Source organism: Burkholderia sp. AU30198 (assembly GCF_020419825.1).
Classification (GTDB): domain Bacteria; phylum Pseudomonadota; class Gammaproteobacteria; order Burkholderiales; family Burkholderiaceae; genus Burkholderia.
This window is the reverse complement of sequence record NZ_JAIZSA010000009.1, coordinates 270,049-290,228: the sequence shown is the minus strand read 5'-3', so window position 1 is coordinate 290,228 and position 20,180 is coordinate 270,049. Positions and strand designations below refer to the sequence as shown.

Here is a 20,180-nt window from a genome sequence, read left to right as displayed (position 1 = left end):
GCCTCGTATCGATTGGGGGAAGCGGCCAGTGTCGCGCCGCGCGGCGCGCGCGCCCAGACGCAGATCGTCCCGCGCGCGGACGGCGGCGTACCGGTCGATCAACCGGGCCGGTTGCGCATCCAGTCGGCCGTGTCGTAGAACGAGTGCATGAGCCGCTCGCGCAACGGCTCGGGCAGTCCGATGTCGTCCATCGCCCAGGCCATGCAGCGCAGCCACTGGTCGCGCTCGACCGACGCGATCGGAAACGGCAGGTGCCGCGCGCGCAGCCGCGGGTGGCCGAACCGGCTGATGTAGTGATCGGGGCCGCCCATCCAGCCGCACAGGAACCAGAACAGCTTGTCGCGCGACCCGTCGAGCGACGCCGGGTGCAGCGCGCGAATCTGCGCGAACTCGGGCTCGAGCTCCATCAGGTCGTAAAAGCGGTCCACCATTTCGCGCACGCGGGTTTCGCCGCCCACGAGCTCGAACGCCGTCGGTTGCGACGGCGCATCATCATTCACATCGGTCATACGGATAGTCGGAAAACGGGATCTTCAAGGGTGCCGGCGACGCTCATGCGTCGCGCAGCGACTGCAGCGCGGGGCGCCGCAGCACATTATGCAGGCTCAGCCAGCCGGCCGCACCGGCGCACACGACGCCGGCCGCGATGCCGGCCGGCACGAGCCACGGATCGACGGCGAGCCGGAAGTCGAACACGCGCGACGCAAGCACCCAGCCGACCGCGATCGCACCCGCCGAGGCCAGCGCACCGGCCAGCGCGCCGACCACGACGAACTCGGCGCGCTGCACCGCATTGACCTGCCCGCGCGACGCGCCGAGCGCGCGCAGCAGCGCGGCCTCGCGCACCCGCTCGTCGCGCGTGCCGGCAAGCGCCGTGTACAGCACGAGCACGCCGGCCGCCAGCGTGAACATGAACAGGAACTGCACCGCGCCGACCACCTGCAGCATCATCCGCTGCAACTGCGCGAGGATCGGCGCGACGTCGATCGCGGTCAGGTTCGGGTAGCGCGCGATCAGCGGATCGAGCAGCGCGGCTTCCGAGGCCGGCAAATGGAAGCTCGTCAGGTACACGGCCGGGAAGTCCTTCAGCGCCGGCGGCGGCATCAGCACGAAGAAATTGACGCGAAACGAGCCCCAGTCGAGCTTGCGCACGCTCGTGATCGGCGCGTCGACCGTGAGCCCCGTCACGTCGAAGCGCAGCACGTCGCCCGGCTTCACGTTCAAGGTCTTCGCGAGCCCGGCCTCGATCGAGATCTGCGGCGTGGCCGCGGTGCCGAACCAGTCACCTTCGACGATCCGGTTGTCGGACGGCAGCTCGGTCGTATACGACAGGTTGAACTCGCGGTCGACGAGCCGGCGCGCCTCGTCGGACGGGTACGCGTCCGGATTCACCGGCTTGCCGTTGATCGCGACGAGGCGGCCGCGCACCATCGGCGCGGGCACCGCATCACGAACGCCGTGCGCGGCCAGATAGGCCGCGACGTCAGCGCGCTGGTCGGGCTGGATGTCGATCAGGAACTGGTTCGGCGCATCGGGCGGCGTCGACTGCCGCCAGCCCGCGACCAGATCGTTGCGCGTGATCGCGATCAGCAGCAGGCACATCAGGCCGAGCGCCAGCGCGGTGATCTGCAGCGCGCTGGCCGTGCCGCGCCGGTGTAGCGACGCGAGCGCGTAGCGCCAGCCGACGCCCGCGGCCACACGCGCGTTGCGCACCGCGCGCGCGGCGGCGAACAGCACGAGCCGCGCGATCAGCGCGAAGCCGACCAGCGCGCCGGCGAAACCGCCCGCGACGATCAGCCCGAGCTTCAGGTTGCCGGCGGCCACGATCAGCAGCCCCGCGAACAGCACGACACCGATCGCATACGCGGCCCACGCGGTGCGCGAAGCGTCACCCCACTCGCGTCGCAGCACGCGCACCGGCGGCACCCGCGTGAGCGGCACGAGCGGCGGCAGTGCAAAGCCGAGCAGCAGCACCAGCGCCGCGCCCATGCCGATCAGCGCCGGCCACAGCGTGGGTGGCGGCAACGCGACGTCGATCAGACTGCCGAGCGCGGCCAGCAACGCCCAGTGGCCGCCGTAGCCGAGCACCGCGCCTGCCGCGCCGGACACGATCCCGATGCCGGCGAATTCGAGCGCGAACAGCGCACCGAGCGTGCGGCGGCTCACACCGAGGCAGCGCATCGTCGCGCAGCCGTCGAGGTGCCGCCGCATGTAGCGCTGCGCGGCCATCGCGATCGCGACCGCCGCGAGCAGCGCAGTGAGCAGCGCGACGAGCGTCAGGAAGTGGCGCGCGCGATCCAGCGTCTGCCGCACCTGGGGCTGGCCTTCCTGCAATGACTCGAGACCGACGCCGCGCAGTTTCCCGCCATCCACGCGGTCGTGCGCATACGCTTCGAAGCGCGCGACGGCCTGCGGGTCGCCGGCGACCAGCAGCCGGTACGTGACGCGGCTGCCGTAGCCCGTGAGCCCCGTCGCGGCGAGCTCGTCCGCGCGCATCATCAGCCGCGGCGAAAAATTGACGAACGAAAAACCGCGATCGAGTTCGCGGGAGATCGATGCGGCGACCTTGAACGTGCGCAGCCCGACGCGCACCGTATCGCCGGCCTTCAGGTGCAGCGCGTCGAGCAGCGCCGGATCGGCCCACACGGTGCCGGGCGCCGGAATCCCGGCGGCCTTCTGCGCCGTGGCGGCACCGGCCGGCAGGATCTCGACCGCGCCGCGCAGCGGATAACCGGGCGACACCGCCTTCACAGCCGCGAGGCGTGAGGGCGCCGCGTCGGTCGCCTGTCCGCCCGTGGCGGACGCGATCATGCTCGGGAAGATGGCGGTCGTCGCGGTACGCAGGCCGAGCGCGCGGGCCTGCCGGTCGAACGACGGATCGACGGGGCGATCGGCCCGCACGACGAAATCGGCGCCGAGCATCTGGCGCGCGTCGCGCTCGAGCCCCTGGCGCAGCCGGTCGGCGAGGAAGCCGACGCTCGTCAGCGCCGCGACCGCGAGCACCAATGCGAGGACGAGCAGCGTCAGCTCGCCCGCGCGCCAGTCACGCGCCGTCATGCGTGCGGCCTGGTGAATCAGGTCGCGCAGGCCGAAGCGGCCGGCATACGCGGACACGTCATGGCCGGGTTGCCCGGCAGGCGGCTGCGCCGCGTGTTGCCGCCCTTTCAATCGTGCTTTCCCCCGATCGAGTTGAGCCGCGACACCATGTGGTTCGCCATGCCGCGAAAGCCACCCGAGACGCCGCGCCACAGGCGCGGGAGCGCCCATGCCGACGCCGCGATGAACGCGGTGAGCAGCACGAGGAACGCGAGCGGAACGAAGAATGCAAGTACGAGCCCGCCGACCACGAGGCCGTCCTCGGTCGATGATGCGATCCAGTTCGAAATCGGTTCGGGAGACAGGTTGATCATCGCGCGCGTGCCGGCCTTCGCCACGTGCGCGGCGCCAGCCAGCGAGCCGCCGGCGAGCCCCGCGACCGCGAGCACGGTCGGATCGGCATGGCCAAGCGCGCCGGCTGCGAGCACGGCACCGGCCGGGATGCGGATGAAGGTATGCACGGCATCCCACAGCGAGTCGAACGCGGGGATCTTGTCGGCAAGGAATTCGGTGACGGTGAGCACGGCCGCGGCGCCGATGACCCACGGCGACATCAGGACGGCCAGCGTGTCGGGCAAATGAAGCCAGCCGAACCGCGCCAGCACGCCGGCGATCAGCACCGTCAGGTACAGGCGCAGGCCGCTCGCCCACGCGAGCCCCGCGCCGAGCGAAATGGCTTCGATCATGGCCCTCTCCTTGCACTTTCCGTGCGCTTTGCCGATTGATCGGATCGGGTCGGACAGACTGGCCGCGCGGCGCGTGGCGGCCGGCACCGCGTGCCGCGAGAAGCACGACGGATTTCAGGCCCGAATGCGTTCCATTATAGACAGGCTATCCGGGTGACCGGCGCAATTCCGCGGTGCGGCACCCGGGCGCGTGCGCACCCGGCTGCCGTCGTCAGGCGGCCGACGACAGCTTGAGGCCGATCAGCCCCGCGACGATCAGCACAGCGCTCGCGACGCGCGCGGCGGTCAGCGCCTCGCCCATCATCACGATGCCGAACACGAACGCACCGACCGCGCCGATGCCCGTCCACACCGCGTACGCGGTGCCGAGCGGCAACTGGCGCATCGCAACCGCGAGCAGCCCGAAGCTGGCCAGCGCCGTCACGATCGTAAACACCGACGGACCGAGCTTCGTGAAGCCGTCCGACGATTTCATGCCGGCCGCCCAGGCCACTTCCAGCAATCCGGCAATGAACAACAATCCCCACGCCATCTCGACGTACTCCGTATCGGATGGGGCCGTCCCCGTTGAATCGAATGACCCGGGGTCGTCCCCGGGCGGCGCCGAGTATAACAAGATGCTTACGGACGCGGCGCGGCGCCGGCGGCCGATCGGAGGCCGATCGGCCGGGCCCGGTCAGTTCGATACGCGCTTCGGCGTGACGCCGCCGACGCAGCGGTCGTCGCGGTACAGCGCCCACTCCTCGCACACGCGGCCATCCTTGAACACGCACATGCCGACCTGCCCGCTCGACAGGTTGCGGATCGTGTGACGGCCGCCGAGCTTGGCGCAATTGACCGACGCGGGATTGGCCATCGCCTGCTGGGACGACGACGGTTGCTGCCCGGGCGGCAGCGGTTGGGCGAACGCGCCAGACGCGGCAAGCGCCAGCGCACAGATGACGACCAGACGGACGGACATTGCACGCTCCTCGTTTTCGTTCGCGGAACGGTCAGGATAACGGGGAATGAGCGCCGGGTGTGCAACGCGCGCGTCGGCCGCGAGACTGTCGCGCCGGCGCAACCCTGCCGGTGCGCGACGTCACGCGCAAGTGCGCCGCTGCGGCGCGGCGCGACCCGTCACGCGGCCCCGACCAGCCGGTAGCCGACGCCCGTCTCGGTGACGATGTACTCCGGCTGCGCCGGGTCCCGCTCGAGCTTCTGGCGCAGGTGCGCCATGTAGATGCGCAGGTAGTGGTGGCTTTCGACGTGCGACGGCCCCCACACGTCGCGCAGCAACTGCCGGTGCGTGAGCACGCGCCCCGCGTGCCGCACGAGCGTGGCGAGCAGCCGGTACTCGAGCGGCGTCAGGTGCACGATCTCGTTGTCGCGCCACACCTGGCGCAGCGCGAGATCGACGGTCACGGTGCCGAAGCTCACCTTCGGCGACTCGTTCGCGCCGCCCTGGTTGCGCCGTCGCAGTTGCGCGCGGATCCGCGCACGCAGTTCGGATACGCCGAACGGCTTGGTCAGGTAATCGTCGGCGCCCGCGTCGAGCGCCGCGACCTTCTCTTCTTCCTGCGTGCGCGCGGACAGCACGATCACCGGCACCTCGGACCAGCCGCGCAGTTCGCGGATCACGTCGAGGCCGTCGGTATCGGGCAGGCCGAGGTCGACGATCACGAGATCGGGCTTGCGCGTCGCCGCGTCGATCAGCCCCTGCTTGCCCGTCTCGGCCTCGAACACCGCGATGTCCTCCTCCTCGAGCGCGGCGCGCACGAAACGGCGGATCTGCTTTTCGTCCTCGATCAGGACGACGGTCAGGCTGGGTTCACTCATGGTCTGGCAATGATTCGGATGGGGACGATGCACCCGGCACATCGGGTTCGTCGTCGGGTACGGCAGGCGCGGCCGGCGGCGTCTCGACCGGCAGCGTGAACCAGAAACGCGCGCCCGTCACGTGGCCGTCGGGTGCCGTGCGGTTGAGCGCGCCGATTTTACCGCCGTGCGCTTCGACGATCGCGCGGCAGATCGCGAGGCCGAGGCCGATGCCCGGCGTCGCCGATTCCTTCTCGCCGCGCGTGAACTTGTCGAAGATCCGCGTTTCCATCCCGGCCGGCAGGCCGGGACCATAATCGTCGACGAGCACGCGCACGAACGGCAACCCGTCTTCGGTCATGCGCTCGGCGCCGATGTCGAGCGGCGTATCGGCCGGCGTGTACTTCGCCGCGTTCTCGAACAGGTTGGTGAACAGGCGCTCCATCAGCACCGCGTCCATCTGCAGGAGCGGCAGGTCGGCCGGCAGCACGACGCGCGCGGGATGGCGCGCAAGCACACGCCTGCATGCAGCGAGTGCGGCGCCGACGGTTTCCTCGAGCAGCGACCACTGGCGCTTCAACTGCAGGCTGCCGGCCTGCAGCCGCGCCATGTCGAGCAGGTTCGTGACGATGCCCGTCATCCGCAGCGCCTCGTCATGGATCGCGTCGACGAGTTCGCCCTCGCGCTGCGCGAAACGTTCGGCCGCCGCCGCGTCGCCGCCCTGCGCGGCCGCCCGCCCGTTCGCGAGCATCGACGAGAAGCCGACGATCGTCGTGAGCGGCGTGCGCAGGTCGTGCGAGATCGCCGACAGCAGCGAGTTGCGCAACCGCTCGGATTCCATGTTGACGAGTGCGTCGCGCGCGATCTCGACGTAATGCACGCGTTCGAGCGCGAGCGCGATCTGCGCGGCGAACGCGTCGAGCATCCGCTGCTGCTCCGGCACCTCGAGTTCGCGCGGCTCGCGCGACGCGACCGCGAGCACGCCGCGCGTGCGCATCGGCGCCTTCAGCGGCAGGTACAGCGCGGCCGTCGCCGGCAAGGTATCGGTGCCGCGGCCGGCCGGCTTCTGCTGGTCGTACACCCACTGGCCGACGTCGCTGTCGAGATCGGCGCCCGTCAGCGTGACGGCCGCGTCGGGCTCCTCGATCTTCTGCCGCACCTTGTCCACGCTGTCGGGCAGCAGGAACGCGACGCGCGCACGGAACACCTCGCCCACGTGACGGCTGCCGATCTCGACGATCTGCTCGGTCGTCAGCGCCGCGCCCAGCTCGCGCGCCATCGCGTAGATCGCGCCGGTGCGCCGCTCGCGGCGCTGCGCGACGCTCGCCTGGCGCGTCAGCGTCGACGTCAGGTGGCTGATCACGAGCGACGTCAGCAGCATCCCGAAGAAGGTCAGCAGGTATTGCGTGTCGCTGACCGAGAACGACATGCGCGGCGGCACGAAGAAGTAATCGAACGCGGCCACCGACAGGAACGACTGCAGCACACCCGGGCCGCGCCCGAGCCGCACGGCCGAGAACACGACGCCAAGCAGGTACAGCATCACGAGGTTCGTCAGGTCGAGCCGCTCGGACACGAGGCTCGCGACGACCGTGATCGCCGCGCAGATCGCGGCCGCGTACATGTAGTGCCGCGGCGGCGAACGATGCGTGCCGAACTGCGCGAACGCATCGCGCCAGTCGCGCGCACGCGCGTCGAGCGGCGCGGCACGCGCCTCGTCGCTCGCGGACGCACGGATCAGCATCAGGTCGACGTCGCCCGCGCGTTCGGCGAGCTGTTCGCCGAACGGCCGCGCGAGGCGGCGCACGAGCCCGACCTTCGGCGAGCCGCCCGCGACGATCTTCGACACGTTGCGCACCTTCGCATAGCCGATCAGCGCAGCGACCGCGTCGGCGCCCGCGAGCGTGGCCGTTTCCGCGCCAAGCTCGGCCGCGAGCTTCAGCGCGTCGAGCGTGCGCTGCCGCTGCGCATCGGGCAGCCGCTGCAGGCGCGGTGTCTCCACATAAACGGCGATCCAGTCGGCCTTCAGGCTCGCGGCAAGCCGCGCGGCCGCGCGCACCAGCGTCGGCGCCTCGGGGCCGGGACCGACGCACACGAGCAACCGTTCGCGCGCCTGCCAGATGCGCTGGATCGAGCGGTCGGCACGGTATTCGCGCATCTGCGCGTCGACGCGATCGGCCGTGCGCCGCAGCGCCAGTTCGCGCAGCGCGATCAGGTTGCCCTTGCGGAAGAAGTTGCGCACCGCGCGCTCGGCCTGCTGCGCGAGATAGACCTTGCCGTCGCGCATCCGCTCGAGCAGTTCCTCGGCCGGCAGGTCGACGAGCGTGACTTCATCGGCCGCGTCGAACACGCGGTCGGGCACCGTCTCCCACACGCGGATGCCGGTGATCGCGCCGACCACGTCGTTCAGGCTTTCGAGGTGCTGGACGTTGACGGTCGTATACACGTCGATGCCCGCGTCGAGCAGTTCGTACACATCCTGCCAGCGCTTCAGGTGCCGTGCGCCCTGCACGTTCGAGTGCGCAAGCTCGTCGACGAGGATCAGTTGCGGCTGGCGCGCGAGCGCGCCGTCGAGATCGAATTCGGCGAGCGTGCGGCCGCGATAATCGATGCGCGCGAGCGGCAGCACGTCGAGGCCGTCGAGCAGCGCCGCGGTTTCGCTGCGCCCGTGGGTCTCGACGATGCCGACGACGACGTCGACGCCTTCCTGCAAGCGCTGGCGCGCGGCCTGCAGCATCGCGTAGGTCTTGCCGACACCGGCCGATGCGCCGAAGAAGATCTTGAGCTGGCCGCGCCGCTGCTTTTCTTCGTCACGCTGCAGCTTGTCGAGGAGTTGGTCTGGATCAGGACGATTCATGCGTCAGAAAGGCGGAGCGCCCGGATGCGCGCGAGTACGAGCATTGTTGTTCCAAATCGCCGCAAAAGGCAAAGACGGCGCATGCGCCGTCGGAAAAAGACGCGCCCGGCGCGGATCGGGCCGCGCCGGACGCCTGTTGTCGCACCGGCGACCCGGCCGCGTGCTCAGTGCGCGGCCTGCGCCGCGTCGAGCGCGAGGTTCAGCTGCAGCACGTTCACGCGCGGTTCGCCGAGCACGCCGAACTGGCGGCCCTTCGTGTTCGCGGCGACGAGCTGCGCGACCGCGTCGGGCGCCAGGTTGCGCGCCTTCGCGACGCGCTCGACCTGGTACGCGGCGGCGGCCGGCGTGATCTCCGGATCGAGGCCGCTGGCCGACGCCGTCACGAGGTCGACCGGCACGGGCTTCGACATGTCGGTGCCCGCGTCGCGCAGCGCGGCGATGCGCCCCTTCACCTGGTCGGCGAGCGACGGGTTCAGCGGGCCCAGGTTCGAGCCGCCGGAGCCGGTCGCGTTGTACGGCATCGGCGCCGTGGCCGACAGCCGGCCCCAGAAGTACTTCGGCGCATCGAACTGCTGGCCGATCAGCGCGGAGCCGACTGCCTTGCCGTCCTTCTCGATCAGGCTGCCATTCGCCTGCGACGGGAACACGGCCTGGCCGAACACGGTCATCACGGCCGGGTAAGCGAGCCCCGTCACCGCGGTCAGCACGACAAAGATCACGACGAGCGGACGAATCAACGTTTTCATGATGTTTCCTTCAAATACGGCCGGCTCAGGCCCAGCCGAGTGCAGCGAGCGTCATGTCGATCAGCTTGATGAACGGGAACGGCAGCAGCACGCCGCCGAGGCCGTACACCAGCAGGTTGCGGCGCAGCAGCGACGCCGCGCCGAGCGGCCGGTACGTGACGCCCTTCAGTGCCAGCGGAATCAGCGCGACGATGATCAGTGCGTTGAAGATCACCGCAGACAGGATCGCGGACGCCGGCGACGTCAGGTGCATGATGTCGAGCACGCGCAGCTGCGGGTACGTCGTCACGAACGCGGCCGGGATGATCGCGAAATACTTCGCGATGTCGTTCGCGATCGAGAACGTCGTCAGCGAACCGCGCGTCATCAGCATCTGCTTGCCGATCTCGACGATCTCGATCAGCTTCGTCGGGTTCGAGTCGAGGTCGACCATGTTGCCGGCTTCCTTCGCCGCCTGCGTGCCGGTGTTCATCGCCACGGCCACGTCGGCCTGCGCGAGCGCCGGCGCGTCGTTCGTGCCGTCGCCGGTCATCGCGACCAGACGGCCGGCTGCCTGATGCTCGCGGATCGTCGCGAGCTTGGTTTCCGGCGTCGCTTCCGCGAGGAAATCGTCGACACCCGCTTCCGCCGCGATCGCCGCGGCCGTCAGCCGGTTGTCGCCCGTCACCATCACGGTCTTGATGCCCATCTTGCGCAGTTCCGCGAAGCGCTCCTTGATGCCGCCCTTCACGATGTCCTTCAGCTCGATCACGCCAAGCACGCGCGCCGCCCCTTCATGCAGGTCGGCCACGACGAGCGGCGTGCTGCCGCGGCGCGCGACTTCGTCGACCGCGCGGCGCACTTCTTCCGGGAAGCGGCTGCCGTGCGTCTCGACGTAGTTGCGGATCGCATCGGCCGCACCCTTGCGGATCTCGCGGCCCGGCAGGTCGACGCCGCTCATCCGCGTCTGCGCGGAAAAGCCGATGAACGTCGCGTGCAGCTGCCCCATGTCGCGCTGGCGAATGTTGAAGCGCTCCTTCGCGAGCACGACGATGCTGCGGCCTTCCGGCGTTTCGTCAGCGAGCGACGACAGTTGCGCGGCATCGGCCAGCGCTTCCTCGGTCACGCCCGGCGCCGGCACGAACGTCGATGCCTGGCGGTTGCCCAGCGTGATCGTGCCGGTCTTGTCGAGCAGCAGCACGTCCACGTCGCCGGCCGCTTCCACCGCGCGGCCCGACGTCGCGATCACGTTCGCCTGCATCATCCGGCTCATCCCGGCCACGCCGATCGCGGACAACAACCCGCCGATCGTGGTCGGAATCAGGCACACGAGCAGCGCGACAAGCGCGGTGATCGTCACCACGTGGCCGGCCTTCATCGCTTCCACCGAGAACATCGAGAACGGCAGCAGCGTCGCGGTCGCGAGCAGCATCACGATCGTCAGCGCGACGAGCAGGATCGTCAGCGCGATCTCGTTCGGCGTCTTCTTGCGCTTCGCGCCCTCGACCATCGCGATCATCCGGTCGAGGAACGCCTCGCCGGGGTTCGCGGTGACCTTGACGACGATCCAGTCCGACAGCACGCGCGTGCCGCCCGTCACCGACGAGAAGTCGCCGCCCGATTCACGGATCACCGGCGCGGATTCACCGGTGATCGCCGATTCGTCGACCGACGCGACGCCATCGACCACCTCGCCGTCGGCCGGGATCACGTCGCCCGCTTCGACGAGCACGACGTCGCCCTTGCGCAGTTCGGTCGCGGTCGTGACGCGGATCGGCGACTTCGGATGCGGCTCGTTGAGCTTCTTCGCCATCACGTCTTTCTTCGCGCTGCGCAGCGATGCGGCCTGCGCCTTCGAGCGTCCTTCGGCGAGCGCTTCGGCGAAGTTCGCGAACAGCACGGTGAACCACAGCCACAGCGCGATCGCGAGGATGAAGCCCGCGGGCGCCTCGGCCTGGCCGGCGAGCGCCGCGATCCACAGGATCGTGGTCAGGATGCTGCCGACGTACACGCAGAACATCACCGGATTGCGGAACTGCGTGCGCGGCGTGAGTTTCTTGAACGAGTCCACGATCGCCGGGCGCAGCAGCGCCGGATCGAACATGGACCGTGTTGCGGAATGTTGAGTCATTGCGATCTCTTCAATCTCTTCAGTCTTTTCAATGTGTCGCCATATGGGCGCGCATTACGCGCCCAGCCACATCATCAGGTGCTCGACGCCCGGGCCGAGCGCAAGCGCCGGCACGTAGGTCAGCGCGCCCACCAGCAGCACGGTGCCGAGCAGCAGCACGACGAACAGCGGACCGTGCGTCGGCAGCGTGCCGCTCGTCACCGCGATGCGCTTCTTCGCGGCCAGCGAGCCGGCAATCGCCAGCACCGGCACGATCGTGCCGAAGCGGCCGAACCACATCGCGATCGCGGTCATCCAGTTGTAGAACGGCGTGCCGACCGTCAGGCCCGCGAACGCGCTGCCGTTGTTGTTGGCGGCCGAGCTGAACGCGTACAGGATTTCCGAGAAGCCGTGCGGCCCCGGGTTCGCGATGCCGGCCTTGCCCGCATCGGCAAGCACGGCGATCGACGTGCCGACCAGCACCAGCAGCGGCGTGAGCAGCACGACGATCGACACCATCTTCATCTCGTACGCCTCGATCTTCTTGCCGACGTATTCCGGCGTGCGGCCGATCATCAGGCCGGCGACGAACACCGCGAGCAGCGCGAACACGAGCATCCCGTAGAGACCCGAGCCGACCCCGCCGTAGATCACCTCGCCGAGCTGCATCAGCAGCATCGGCACGAGGCCGCCGAGCGGCGTCAGCGAATCGTGCATCGTGTCGACCGCGCCGCACGACGCGGCCGTGGTCGCGACCGTGAAGATGCCGGTCTGCGCGATGCCGAAGCGCGTTTCCTTGCCTTCCATGTTGCCGCCCGGCTGCAGCGCGCTGGTCGACTGGTCGACGTGCAGCGCAGCGAGCGTCGGGTTGCCGCCCTGCTCGGCGCTCACCTCGGCGCCGATCGCGATCACGAACGCGACCGTCATCGCCGCGAGCACCGCGATGCCCTGCCGGCGGTCGCCGATCATGCGGCCGAACACGAGCGCCAGCGCGGCCGGGATGATCAGGATCGCGAAGATCTGGATGAAGTTCGCGAACGGCGTCGGGTTCTCGTACGGATGCGCGGAGTTCGCGTTGAAGAAGCCGCCACCGTTGGTGCCGAGCATCTTGATCGCTTCCTGCGACGCGACCGGGCCCATCGCGAGCGTCTGCTTCGTGAGCTGGGTCGGCACCGTCACCGGGTTGCCCTTGTCGTCCTTCACCGGATTGCCCTGCGCGTCCAGCTTCGGCGCCGCATAGGTGCTCGTCTGCAGCACCGGCACGTCCTGGTACGCCTTCATGTTCTGGATCACGCCCTGGCTCATCAGCAGCGCGGCGATGATCACCGACATCGGCACGAGCACATACATCGTCACGCGCGTGAGGTCGACCCAGAAGTTGCCGATCGTCTGCGCGGTATGACGTGCGAAACCGCGGATCAGCGCGATCACGACGACGATGCCGGTTGCCGCCGACAGGAAGTTCTGCACGGTCAGGCCGAGCATCTGCGTCAGGTAGCTGACGGTCTGCTCGGGCGTGTAGTCCTGCCAGTTCGTGTTGGTGACGAAGCTGACGGCCGTGTTGAATGCGCCGTCGACCGTCATCGCGCCGAACTGCTGCGGGTTGCCGGGCAGGAAGCCCTGCAGGCGCAGCAGGCCGTAGAGGAACAGCGCGCCGAGCGCGTTGAACGCGATCGTCGCGACTGCGTACTGCTTCCAGTTCATCTCGCTGCCGGCGTCGACGCCGGCGATGCGGTACAGCGCGCGCTCGAGCGGCCCGAACACGCGCACGACACGCGAGCTGCCGTCCATCACCGCCGACAGGTAGCGCGCGACCGGAACGGCCGCCGCCAGCAGCACGACGATGAAGAGCGCCGTCTGAAAAAGATTGTTCGCGTTCATTCAATGTCCTCCGCGCGCAGCAGCGCAAAGACGAGATACGCGAACAGCAGGGCCGTCGAGGCGCCCGCCAGCCAAAGCATCCAGGTCATGCTCGCCCCCCGCGACCGTATTGCACGAGCTTGTCGCAACCGGCAATCAAACCGAGGATCAGCGCGGTGAAGAGCACCAGCACGCCGATGAAAACCCCATCCATTTTTCTGTTCTCCATCGTCGAAATCAGACGACTAGAACCTTATGGGAACGCACGTAAAGGACGGGTCAAAGGTATCGGGGCGCGTATAAAAAACGCGTAAACGTGGAATTCAGGGAAGGACGGCGGGAACCGGGAGGCGGGATGGACGGCACGGTGGTGCCGCCCGGACAAGCGCGTGCCGGCATGGCGCCGGCACGAGGGGACGGGTCAGGGAACGAGTATCGTCGAACCGGTGGTCTTGCGCGCTTCGAGATCTTCATGCGCGCGGCCGACTTCCGCGAGCGGATAGCGCTGGTTGATGCTCGTCTTCACCTTGCCCGACAGCAGCACGTCGAACAGCTCGGCGGCAGCGGATTCGAGATCGGCGCGCTTCGCGACGTACGAGAACAGCGTGGGTCGCGTAAAGAACAGCGAGCCGCGCGACGAGAATTCCTTCGAGTCGATCAGCGGCAGCGGGCCCGACGCGTTGCCGAAGCTGACGAACAACCCGAGCGGCGCGAGGCTGTCGAGCGAGCCGATGTAGGTGTCCTTGCCGATCGAGTCGTAGACGACCGGCACGCCCGCACCGTTCGTGATCTCCTTCACGCGCTGCGTGAAGTTCTCGCGCGTGTAGACGATCGGATGGTCGCAGCCGTGCGCCTTCGCGAGCGCGGCTTTCTCGTCGGAGCCGACCGTCCCGATCACGGTCGCGCCAAGGGCCTTCGCCCACTGGCACACGAGCAGGCCGACGCCGCCGGCCGCCGCGTGGATCAGGATCGTGTCGCCAGCCTTCACCGGATACGTGCGGCGCAGCAGGTAGTGCGCGGTCAGGCCCTGCAGCATCACCGACGCCGCGTCGTCGTAGCTGATGCCGTCCGGCAGCTTCACGAGCCGGTCGGCCGGCATCACGCGCTCCTGCGCGTACGCGCCCGGCGGCTGCCCGACGTACGCGACGCGGTCGCCCGCCTTGAGCGCGGTCACGCCTTCGCCGACGGCCGTCACCTCGCCCGCCGCCTCCATCCCGAGACCACCGGGCAGCGCTTGCGGGTAAAGGCCGGTGCGGAAATAGACGTCGATGTAGTTGAGGCCGACCGCATGCTGCCGGATGCGGACTTCACCCGCTTGCGGTTCGCCGACCTCGACATCGACCCACTTCATCACGTCCGGGCCGCCCGGCTGGTCGTATCGGATTGCTTTCGGCATCGTTTCGCTCCTCGTTTCTGATTCGGTCAGGGAAAAATCCGGGTCGCCCATCCGCGAGCCGGCCGATTCAGGCGGGAACCGGGCAGCAGGCGCGCGTCGCGACGCACGATTCTCGCCCGACGCCGCCAACCGTGCATGGCCCTGCCACCAGCAGGGGCAATCGGGTGCGGACAGCGCCTAGCAGACGTCCTGCATGTTGCGCGCCAGATCGTCGAGCAGCATCCGCGCGGTTGCGACGTTGGTCGCGACCGGCACATCGTGCACGTCGCACGCCCGCACGAGCGCGGTGATGTCGGGGTCGTGCGGCTGCGCGGTCATCGGATCGCGCAGGAACACGACGATGTCGATGCGGCCGTCGGCCAGTTCCGCACCGATCTGCAGATCGCCGCCGAGCGGCCCCGACAGCTTGCGCTCGACCTCGAGCCCGTGCGCGTCCGCGATGCGGCCGCCCGTCGTGCCGGTCGCCACCAGCCGGCATTGCGCGAGCGTCGTGCGGAATTCGCCCGCGAGCGCGACGATCTCGTCCTTCTTCGCGTCGTGCGCAATCAATGCGATGCGGGGTTTGCTCATCTCCAGATCCCTCGTTTCAGGTTGTCGTCGTGAAAGGCGGTGCGCGCGTCAGAACGTGCCCGGATACGCGCCGCCGTCGAGCAGCCAGTTCTGCCCGGTGATGTAGCCGGCATGCACGCTGCACAGGAACGCGCACGCCGCGCCGAACTCTTCGCGCGTGCCGAGGCGGCCGGCCGGGATGTCCTTCGTGCGCCGCGCGCGCAGCTCGTCGACGCTCACGCCCTGCGCCTTTGCCGACGCGGCGAGCGTAGTCGCGATCCGGTCGGTGTCGAACAGGCCCGGCAGCAGGTTGTTGATCGTCACGCCCTGCCCCGCAACCTTGCGCGACAGCCCCGCGACGAAGCCGGTCAGCCCCGAGCGTGCACCGTTCGACAGCGCGAGCACGTCGATCGGTGCCTTCACGGCCGAACTCGTGATGTTGACGATCCGGCCGAAGCCACGCGCGATCATCCCGTCGAGGGTCGCGCGAATCAGCTCGATCGGCGTCAGCATGTTCGATTCGAGCGCGCGGATCCAGTCGTCGTGCGAGAAGTCGCGGAAGTCGCCGGGCGGCGGGCCGCCCGCATTCGTCACGAGAATGTCCGGCTGCGGGCAGGCGGCGAGCGCGGCCGCGCGCCCGTCCGGCGTCGTGATGTCGCAGGCGACCGCGGTCACCGACACGTTCGCGCCGGCGCGGATCTCCTCCGCGGTTTCCTCCAGCGTGTCGCGCGTGCGCGCGACGATCACGAGGTTCACGCCCTCGGCGGCCAGCGCTTCCGCGCAGCCGCGTCCGAGCCCCTTGCTGGCCGCGCACACGAGCGCGGTCTTTCCTGCGATACCGAGATCCATCGTCGATTCCTTCGTGGCGACACGCGCCGGCACGGCCCCGGCCTGCCGGCGCATGAACCCCGGGCGGGTCAGGCGGGCAATCGGGCGGGCGCGGGCGCGCGGATTGTCGTGAGACGTCGATATTATCCGGATCATGCGGCGCGCCTTGGTAAAATTGCGGACATAAGCGCGCGGCCGGCTTGCGCCCGCCGCCGCCCCCCGATCCTCTTTTGCCGCCAAGGCGCCCCCGTCATGAAACAGGACAGCCGTTTCCCGAATCTCTTCATCACCGATCACCCGCTGATCCAGCACAAGCTCACGCACATGCGCGACAAGGACACGTCCACGCGCACGTTCCGCGAGCTGCTGCGCGAAATCACGCTGCTGATGGGTTACGAGATCACCCGCAACCTGCCGATCACGACCAAGCGGGTCGAAACCCCGCTCGTCGAGGTCGACGCGCCGGTGATCGCGGGCAAGAAGCTGGCGATCGTGCCGGTGCTGCGTGCGGGCATCGGGATGTCGGACGGCCTGCTCGACCTGGTGCCGTCCGCGCGCGTCGGCCACATCGGCGTGTACCGCGCCGAGGATCACCGCCCGGTCGAGTACCTGGTGCGCCTGCCGGATCTGGAAGACCGCATCTTCATCCTGTGCGACCCGATGGTCGCGACCGGCTACTCGGCCGTGCACGCGGTCGACGTGCTGAAGCGCCGCAACGTGCCGGCCGCGAACATCATGTTCGTCGCGCTGGTCGCCGCGCCCGAAGGCGTGCAGGTGTTCCAGGACGCACACCCGGACGTGAAGCTGTTCGTCGCGTCGCTCGATTCGCACCTGAACGAGCACGCGTACATCGTGCCCGGCCTCGGCGACGCGGGCGACCGCCTGTTCGGCACCAAGAACTGAGCACCGGCACGGCCGCGCGGCGCACGGCCCGGCTCGCGGCGGCCTGCCCGGCCGTTCGGCCATGCGCGGCGGCCCCGATCCGGCGGTCGCCGCGTGATAAAATCTCGATCCACTCGACACGCGCGGCCCCGCGGCTTCATGCCCGCCGAAACGGCCGCCGATTCAACGACACATTGAAACAATCGCCCGCGCTGCGCGCCCGGGCACGGAGAAAGGTATGGCTGGTCATTCGAAATGGGCCAACATCAAGCATAAGAAGGCAGCGGCCGACGCGAAGCGCGGCAAGATCTGGACTCGCCTGATCAAGGAAATCCAGGTCGCGGCGCGCCTCGGCGGCGGCGACGTCAATTCGAACCCGCGCCTGCGTCTCGCGGTCGACAAGGCGGCCGACGCGAACATGCCGAAGGACAACGTCAAGCGCGCGATCGATCGCGGCGTCGGCGGCGCGGACGGCGCGAACTACGAAGAGATCCGTTACGAAGGCTACGGCATCAGCGGCGCGGCGATCATCGTCGACACGCTGACCGACAACCGCACCCGCACGGTCGCGGAAGTCCGCCACGCGTTCTCGAAGTTCGGCGGCAACATGGGCACTGATGGCTCGGTCGCGTTCATGTTCGATCACGTCGGCCAGTTCCTGTTCGCACCGGGCACGTCGGAAGACGCGCTGATGGAAGCCGCGCTCGAAGCCGGCGCGAACGACGTGAACACGAACGACGACGGTTCGATCGAAGTGCTGTGCGACTGGCAGGCATTCTCGGCGGTGAAGGACGCGCTCGAAGCCGGCGGCTTCAAGGCCGAACTCGCCGAAGTGACGATGAAGCCGCAGAACGAAGTCGAATTCACCGGCGACGACGCGGCGAAGATGCAGAAGCTCCTGGACGCGCTCGAGAACCTCGACGACGTGCAGGACGTGTATACGAACGCCGTCATCGTCGAGGAATGATGTGCCGGCCGCCGTGCTCCTGTCGCGGCGGCGGCCCGACCGAATCCGCGGCCGGCGCGCCTGAGCGTGCCGGCCGCCCTGTTTTCTAGTCTGCGGGGAATCCCATGAAACTACTCGTCGTCGGTTCCGGCGGCCGCGAACATGCGCTGGCGTGGAAGCTCGCGCAGTCGCCGCGCGTCCAGATGGTCTACGTCGCGCCCGGCAATGGCGGCACGGCGCAGGACGAGCGTCTGAAGAACGTCGATATCACGGCGCTCGACGAACTCGCCGATTTCGCGGAACGCGAAGGCGTCGCGTTCACGCTCGTCGGGCCGGAAGCGCCGCTCGCGGCCGGCATCGTCAACCTGTTCCGCGCACGCGGCCTGAAGGTCTTCGGCCCGACCCGCGAAGCCGCGCAGCTCGAGAGCTCGAAGGATTTCGCGAAGGCGTTCATGAAGCGCCACGGCATCCCGACCGCCGAGTATGAAACGTTCTCCGACGTGGCCGCCGCGCACGCGTACATCGACGCGAAGGGTGCGCCGATCGTCGTGAAGGCCGACGGCCTCGCGGCCGGCAAGGGCGTCGTCGTCGCGATGACGCTGGAAGAAGCACACGAAGCCGTCGACATGATGCTGTCGGGCAACAAGCTCGGCGACGCCGGCGCGCGCGTCGTGATCGAGGAATTCCTCGATGGCGAGGAAGCGAGCTTCATCGTGATGGTCGACGGCAAGCACGCGCTGGCGCTGGCTTCCAGCCAGGACCACAAGCGCCTGCTCGACGAGGACCGCGGCCCGAACACCGGCGGCATGGGTGCGTATTCGCCCGCGCCGATCGTCACGCCGCAGATGCACGCACGCGTGATGCGCGAGATCATCATGCCGACCGTGCGCGGGATGGAGAAGGACGGCATCCGCTTCACGGGCTTCCTGTATGCGGGCCTGATGATCGACAAGGAAGGCAATCCGCGCACGCTGGAATTCAACTGCCGGATGGGCGACCCGGAAACGCAGCCGATCATGGCACGCCTGAAGAGTGATTTCTCGAAGGTCGTCGAACAGGCGATCGCGGGCACGCTCGACACGGTCGAGCTCGACTGGGACCGCCGCACCGCGCTTGGCGTCGTGCTGGCCGCGCACGGTTATCCGGACGCGCCGCGCAAGGGCGACCGCATCAACGGGATCCCGGCCGAGACCGAGCAGGCCGTCACGTTCCATGCGGGCACGACGCTCGACGGCGACAAGCTGACGACGTCCGGCGGCCGCGTGCTGTGCGTGGTCGGCCTCGCCGATTCGGTGCGCGAAGCGCAGCAGCATGCGTACGAGACGATCAACCAGATCAATTTCGAAGGCATGCAGTACCGCCGCGACATCGGCTTCCGCGCGCTCAACCGCAAGAGCGCTTGACGTCGCAATCGCCGCCCCGCCCTCGCGCGGCGGCGGCCCCTCTGCCGGGGTTCGATAGAATGCCCGGCAGATGCTTTTTTTACGGCCCCCGCTTCGGGCGGAGGCACCCAGTCCAGACATGACCGATTCGACCTACGACGTAGCGCGCGTGCGCACGTACCTCCAGGACCTGCAGACACGCATCGCCGACGCGCTCGGCGCGCTCGACGGCACGCCGCTCGCGACCGACGCATGGCAGCGCGGGCCGGACGAACGCCTGCGCGGCGGCGGCTGCACGCGGATTCTCGAAGGCGGCCGCGTGTTCGAACGCGCGGGGATCGGCTTTTCCGACGTCGCGGGCGATGCGCTGCCGCCGTCGGCGAGCGCGGCACGCCCGCAGCTCGCGGGGCGCGGCTTCGAGGCGCTCGGCGTGTCGCTGGTGCTGCACCCGCGCAATCCGTACTGCCCGACCGTGCACATGAACGTGCGGATGCTGATCGCGACGAAACCGGGCGAGGAGCCCGTGTTCTGGTTCGGCGGCGGCATGGATCTGACACCGGTTTACGGTTTCGAGGACGACGCCCGGCATTTCCACCAGACCTGCAAGGATGCGCTCGACCCGTTCGGCGTCGAGCTCTACCCGCGCTTCAAGAAATGGTGCGACGAGTATTTCTTCCTGAAGCACCGCAACGAGATGCGCGGCATCGGCGGGATCTTCTTCGACGATTTCTCGGAGCCCGGTTTCGAACGCTCGTTTGACATGATGCAAAGCGTCGGCGACGCGTTCCTGCAGGCCTACCTGCCGATCGTCGAGCGCCGCGCGGAGCTGCCGTACGGCGAGCGCGAGCGCGACTTCCAGGCGTACCGCCGCGGCCGCTACGTCGAATTCAACCTCGTGTTCGACCGTGGCACGCTGTTCGGCCTGCAAAGCGGCGGCCGGACCGAATCGATCCTGATGTCGATGCCGCCGGTCGCGAACTGGCGCTATAACTGGCAGCCCGAGCCGGGAACGCCTGAAGCGCGCCTGTACAGCGACTTCCTCGTGCCGCGCGATTGGGTCTGACCC

Annotated in this window: 19 protein-coding genes; 4 read left to right on the top strand and 15 right to left on the bottom strand. The window is 68.8% G+C overall.

The window, feature by feature from the left end:
* Nucleotides 1-98: 98 nt before the first annotated feature.
* The 15 genes from LGN19_RS21305 to LGN19_RS21240 form a co-directional block, all read right to left on the bottom strand.
* Entirely contained in the window at nucleotides 99-509 is a 411-nt protein-coding gene (locus tag LGN19_RS21305; protein ID WP_226216975.1) for a group II truncated hemoglobin, read from the bottom strand.
* A gap of 43 nt (nucleotides 510-552) precedes the next feature.
* The gene (locus tag LGN19_RS21300; protein ID WP_226216973.1) at nucleotides 553-3,168 is read right to left on the bottom strand and encodes an ABC transporter permease; all 2,616 of its coding nucleotides are present in this window, start codon (nucleotides 3,166-3,168) and stop codon (nucleotides 553-555) included.
* On the bottom strand, nucleotides 3,165-3,782 hold the full coding sequence (locus LGN19_RS21295) for a DUF4126 domain-containing protein (RefSeq protein ID WP_122945919.1): 618 nt from the start codon (nucleotides 3,780-3,782) through the stop codon (nucleotides 3,165-3,167). The genes LGN19_RS21300 and LGN19_RS21295 overlap by 4 nt, the downstream gene beginning before the upstream one ends.
* 211 nt (nucleotides 3,783-3,993) lie before the next feature.
* On the bottom strand, nucleotides 3,994-4,314 hold the full coding sequence (gene sugE, locus LGN19_RS21290; RefSeq protein WP_122945920.1) for a quaternary ammonium compound efflux SMR transporter SugE: 321 nt from the start codon (nucleotides 4,312-4,314) through the stop codon (nucleotides 3,994-3,996).
* 144 nt (nucleotides 4,315-4,458) lie between these two features.
* Nucleotides 4,459-4,743, bottom strand: a complete 285-nt coding sequence (locus LGN19_RS21285; RefSeq protein WP_043188908.1) for a DUF333 domain-containing protein — start codon at nucleotides 4,741-4,743, stop codon at nucleotides 4,459-4,461.
* 158 nt (nucleotides 4,744-4,901) lie between these two features.
* On the bottom strand, nucleotides 4,902-5,600 hold the full coding sequence (gene kdpE / locus LGN19_RS21280; RefSeq protein WP_122945922.1) for a two-component system response regulator KdpE: 699 nt from the start codon (nucleotides 5,598-5,600) through the stop codon (nucleotides 4,902-4,904).
* Nucleotides 5,593-8,436: a DUF4118 domain-containing protein gene (locus LGN19_RS21275; protein ID WP_226216971.1), complete on the bottom strand. Its 2,844-nt coding sequence runs from the start codon at nucleotides 8,434-8,436 to the stop codon at nucleotides 5,593-5,595. The genes kdpE and LGN19_RS21275 overlap by 8 nt, the downstream gene beginning before the upstream one ends.
* 164 nt (nucleotides 8,437-8,600) lie before the next feature.
* Complete coding sequence (kdpC, locus tag LGN19_RS21270) at nucleotides 8,601-9,182, bottom strand: potassium-transporting ATPase subunit KdpC (protein WP_122945924.1); 582 nt, start codon at nucleotides 9,180-9,182, stop codon at nucleotides 8,601-8,603.
* Between the two features lie 25 nt (nucleotides 9,183-9,207).
* On the bottom strand, nucleotides 9,208-11,292 hold the full coding sequence (kdpB, locus tag LGN19_RS21265; protein WP_122945925.1) for a potassium-transporting ATPase subunit KdpB: 2,085 nt from the start codon (nucleotides 11,290-11,292) through the stop codon (nucleotides 9,208-9,210).
* Between the two features lie 54 nt (nucleotides 11,293-11,346).
* Entirely contained in the window at nucleotides 11,347-13,152 is a 1,806-nt protein-coding gene (gene kdpA, locus LGN19_RS21260) for a potassium-transporting ATPase subunit KdpA (protein WP_226216969.1), read from the bottom strand.
* Entirely contained in the window at nucleotides 13,149-13,241 is a 93-nt protein-coding gene (gene kdpF / locus LGN19_RS21255; RefSeq protein WP_006752209.1) for a K(+)-transporting ATPase subunit F, read from the bottom strand. Before kdpF ends, kdpA begins: the two co-directional genes overlap by 4 nt.
* Nucleotides 13,238-13,360, bottom strand: coding sequence for a hypothetical protein (locus LGN19_RS39605; RefSeq protein WP_264173142.1), 123 nt, complete (start codon nucleotides 13,358-13,360; stop codon nucleotides 13,238-13,240). The genes kdpF and LGN19_RS39605 overlap by 4 nt, the downstream gene beginning before the upstream one ends.
* A gap of 192 nt (nucleotides 13,361-13,552) precedes the next feature.
* Nucleotides 13,553-14,527 (bottom strand): quinone oxidoreductase family protein, encoded by a 975-nt coding sequence (locus LGN19_RS21250; protein WP_226216968.1) that lies wholly within the window; start codon nucleotides 14,525-14,527, stop codon nucleotides 13,553-13,555.
* A gap of 177 nt (nucleotides 14,528-14,704) precedes the next feature.
* Nucleotides 14,705-15,097, bottom strand: a complete 393-nt coding sequence (locus tag LGN19_RS21245) for a methylglyoxal synthase (protein WP_043188929.1) — start codon at nucleotides 15,095-15,097, stop codon at nucleotides 14,705-14,707.
* Nucleotides 15,098-15,145: 48 nt separating this feature from the next.
* On the bottom strand, nucleotides 15,146-15,925 hold the full coding sequence (locus tag LGN19_RS21240) for an SDR family oxidoreductase (protein ID WP_174961645.1): 780 nt from the start codon (nucleotides 15,923-15,925) through the stop codon (nucleotides 15,146-15,148).
* 231 nt (nucleotides 15,926-16,156) lie between these two features.
* Here LGN19_RS21240 and upp point away from each other — a divergent pair, with 231 nt between their 5' ends.
* The 4 genes from upp (at nucleotide 16,157) to hemF (ending at nucleotide 20,177) form a co-directional block, all read left to right on the top strand.
* Nucleotides 16,157-16,807: a uracil phosphoribosyltransferase gene (gene upp / locus LGN19_RS21235; RefSeq protein ID WP_043188934.1), complete on the top strand. Its 651-nt coding sequence runs from the start codon at nucleotides 16,157-16,159 to the stop codon at nucleotides 16,805-16,807.
* A gap of 217 nt (nucleotides 16,808-17,024) precedes the next feature.
* Entirely contained in the window at nucleotides 17,025-17,753 is a 729-nt protein-coding gene (locus LGN19_RS21230) for a YebC/PmpR family DNA-binding transcriptional regulator (RefSeq protein ID WP_011352741.1), read from the top strand.
* A gap of 104 nt (nucleotides 17,754-17,857) precedes the next feature.
* Nucleotides 17,858-19,135: a phosphoribosylamine--glycine ligase gene (gene purD / locus LGN19_RS21225; protein WP_039370477.1), complete on the top strand. Its 1,278-nt coding sequence runs from the start codon at nucleotides 17,858-17,860 to the stop codon at nucleotides 19,133-19,135.
* Nucleotides 19,136-19,253: 118 nt separating this feature from the next.
* The gene (gene hemF, locus LGN19_RS21220) at nucleotides 19,254-20,177 is read left to right on the top strand and encodes an oxygen-dependent coproporphyrinogen oxidase (RefSeq protein ID WP_122945928.1); all 924 of its coding nucleotides are present in this window, start codon (nucleotides 19,254-19,256) and stop codon (nucleotides 20,175-20,177) included.
* The last annotated feature ends 3 nt before the right edge of the window (nucleotides 20,178-20,180 follow it).

Bases quoted from the DNA above. Each gene is read 5' to 3' on its own strand.
- upp (WP_043188934.1), top strand. From the start codon at position 16,157: ATGAAACAGGACAGCCGTTTCCCGAATCTCTTCATCACCGATCACCCG.
- purD (WP_039370477.1), top strand. From the start codon at position 17,858: ATGAAACTACTCGTCGTCGGTTCCGGCGGCCGCGAACATGCGCTGGCG.
- kdpA (WP_226216969.1), bottom strand. From the start codon at position 13,152: ATGAACGCGAACAATCTTTTTCAGACGGCGCTCTTCATCGTCGTGCTG.
- LGN19_RS21245 (WP_043188929.1), bottom strand. From the start codon at position 15,097: ATGAGCAAACCCCGCATCGCATTGATTGCGCACGACGCGAAGAAGGAC.
- LGN19_RS21285 (WP_043188908.1), bottom strand. From the start codon at position 4,743: ATGTCCGTCCGTCTGGTCGTCATCTGTGCGCTGGCGCTTGCCGCGTCT.
- LGN19_RS21250 (WP_226216968.1), bottom strand. From the start codon at position 14,527: ATGCCGAAAGCAATCCGATACGACCAGCCGGGCGGCCCGGACGTGATG.
- kdpC (WP_122945924.1), bottom strand. From the start codon at position 9,182: ATGAAAACGTTGATTCGTCCGCTCGTCGTGATCTTTGTCGTGCTGACC.
- kdpB (WP_122945925.1), bottom strand. From the start codon at position 11,292: ATGACTCAACATTCCGCAACACGGTCCATGTTCGATCCGGCGCTGCTG.
- LGN19_RS21295 (WP_122945919.1), bottom strand. From the start codon at position 3,782: ATGATCGAAGCCATTTCGCTCGGCGCGGGGCTCGCGTGGGCGAGCGGC.
- LGN19_RS21240 (WP_174961645.1), bottom strand. From the start codon at position 15,925: ATGGATCTCGGTATCGCAGGAAAGACCGCGCTCGTGTGCGCGGCCAGC.
- sugE (WP_122945920.1), bottom strand. From the start codon at position 4,314: ATGGCGTGGGGATTGTTGTTCATTGCCGGATTGCTGGAAGTGGCCTGG.
- LGN19_RS21230 (WP_011352741.1), top strand. From the start codon at position 17,025: ATGGCTGGTCATTCGAAATGGGCCAACATCAAGCATAAGAAGGCAGCG.
- hemF (WP_122945928.1), top strand. From the start codon at position 19,254: ATGACCGATTCGACCTACGACGTAGCGCGCGTGCGCACGTACCTCCAG.
- kdpE (WP_122945922.1), bottom strand. From the start codon at position 5,600: ATGAGTGAACCCAGCCTGACCGTCGTCCTGATCGAGGACGAAAAGCAG.
- kdpF (WP_006752209.1), bottom strand. From the start codon at position 13,241: ATGACCTGGATGCTTTGGCTGGCGGGCGCCTCGACGGCCCTGCTGTTC.
- LGN19_RS21305 (WP_226216975.1), bottom strand. From the start codon at position 509: ATGACCGATGTGAATGATGATGCGCCGTCGCAACCGACGGCGTTCGAG.
- LGN19_RS21275 (WP_226216971.1), bottom strand. From the start codon at position 8,436: ATGAATCGTCCTGATCCAGACCAACTCCTCGACAAGCTGCAGCGTGAC.
- LGN19_RS39605 (WP_264173142.1), bottom strand. From the start codon at position 13,360: ATGGAGAACAGAAAAATGGATGGGGTTTTCATCGGCGTGCTGGTGCTC.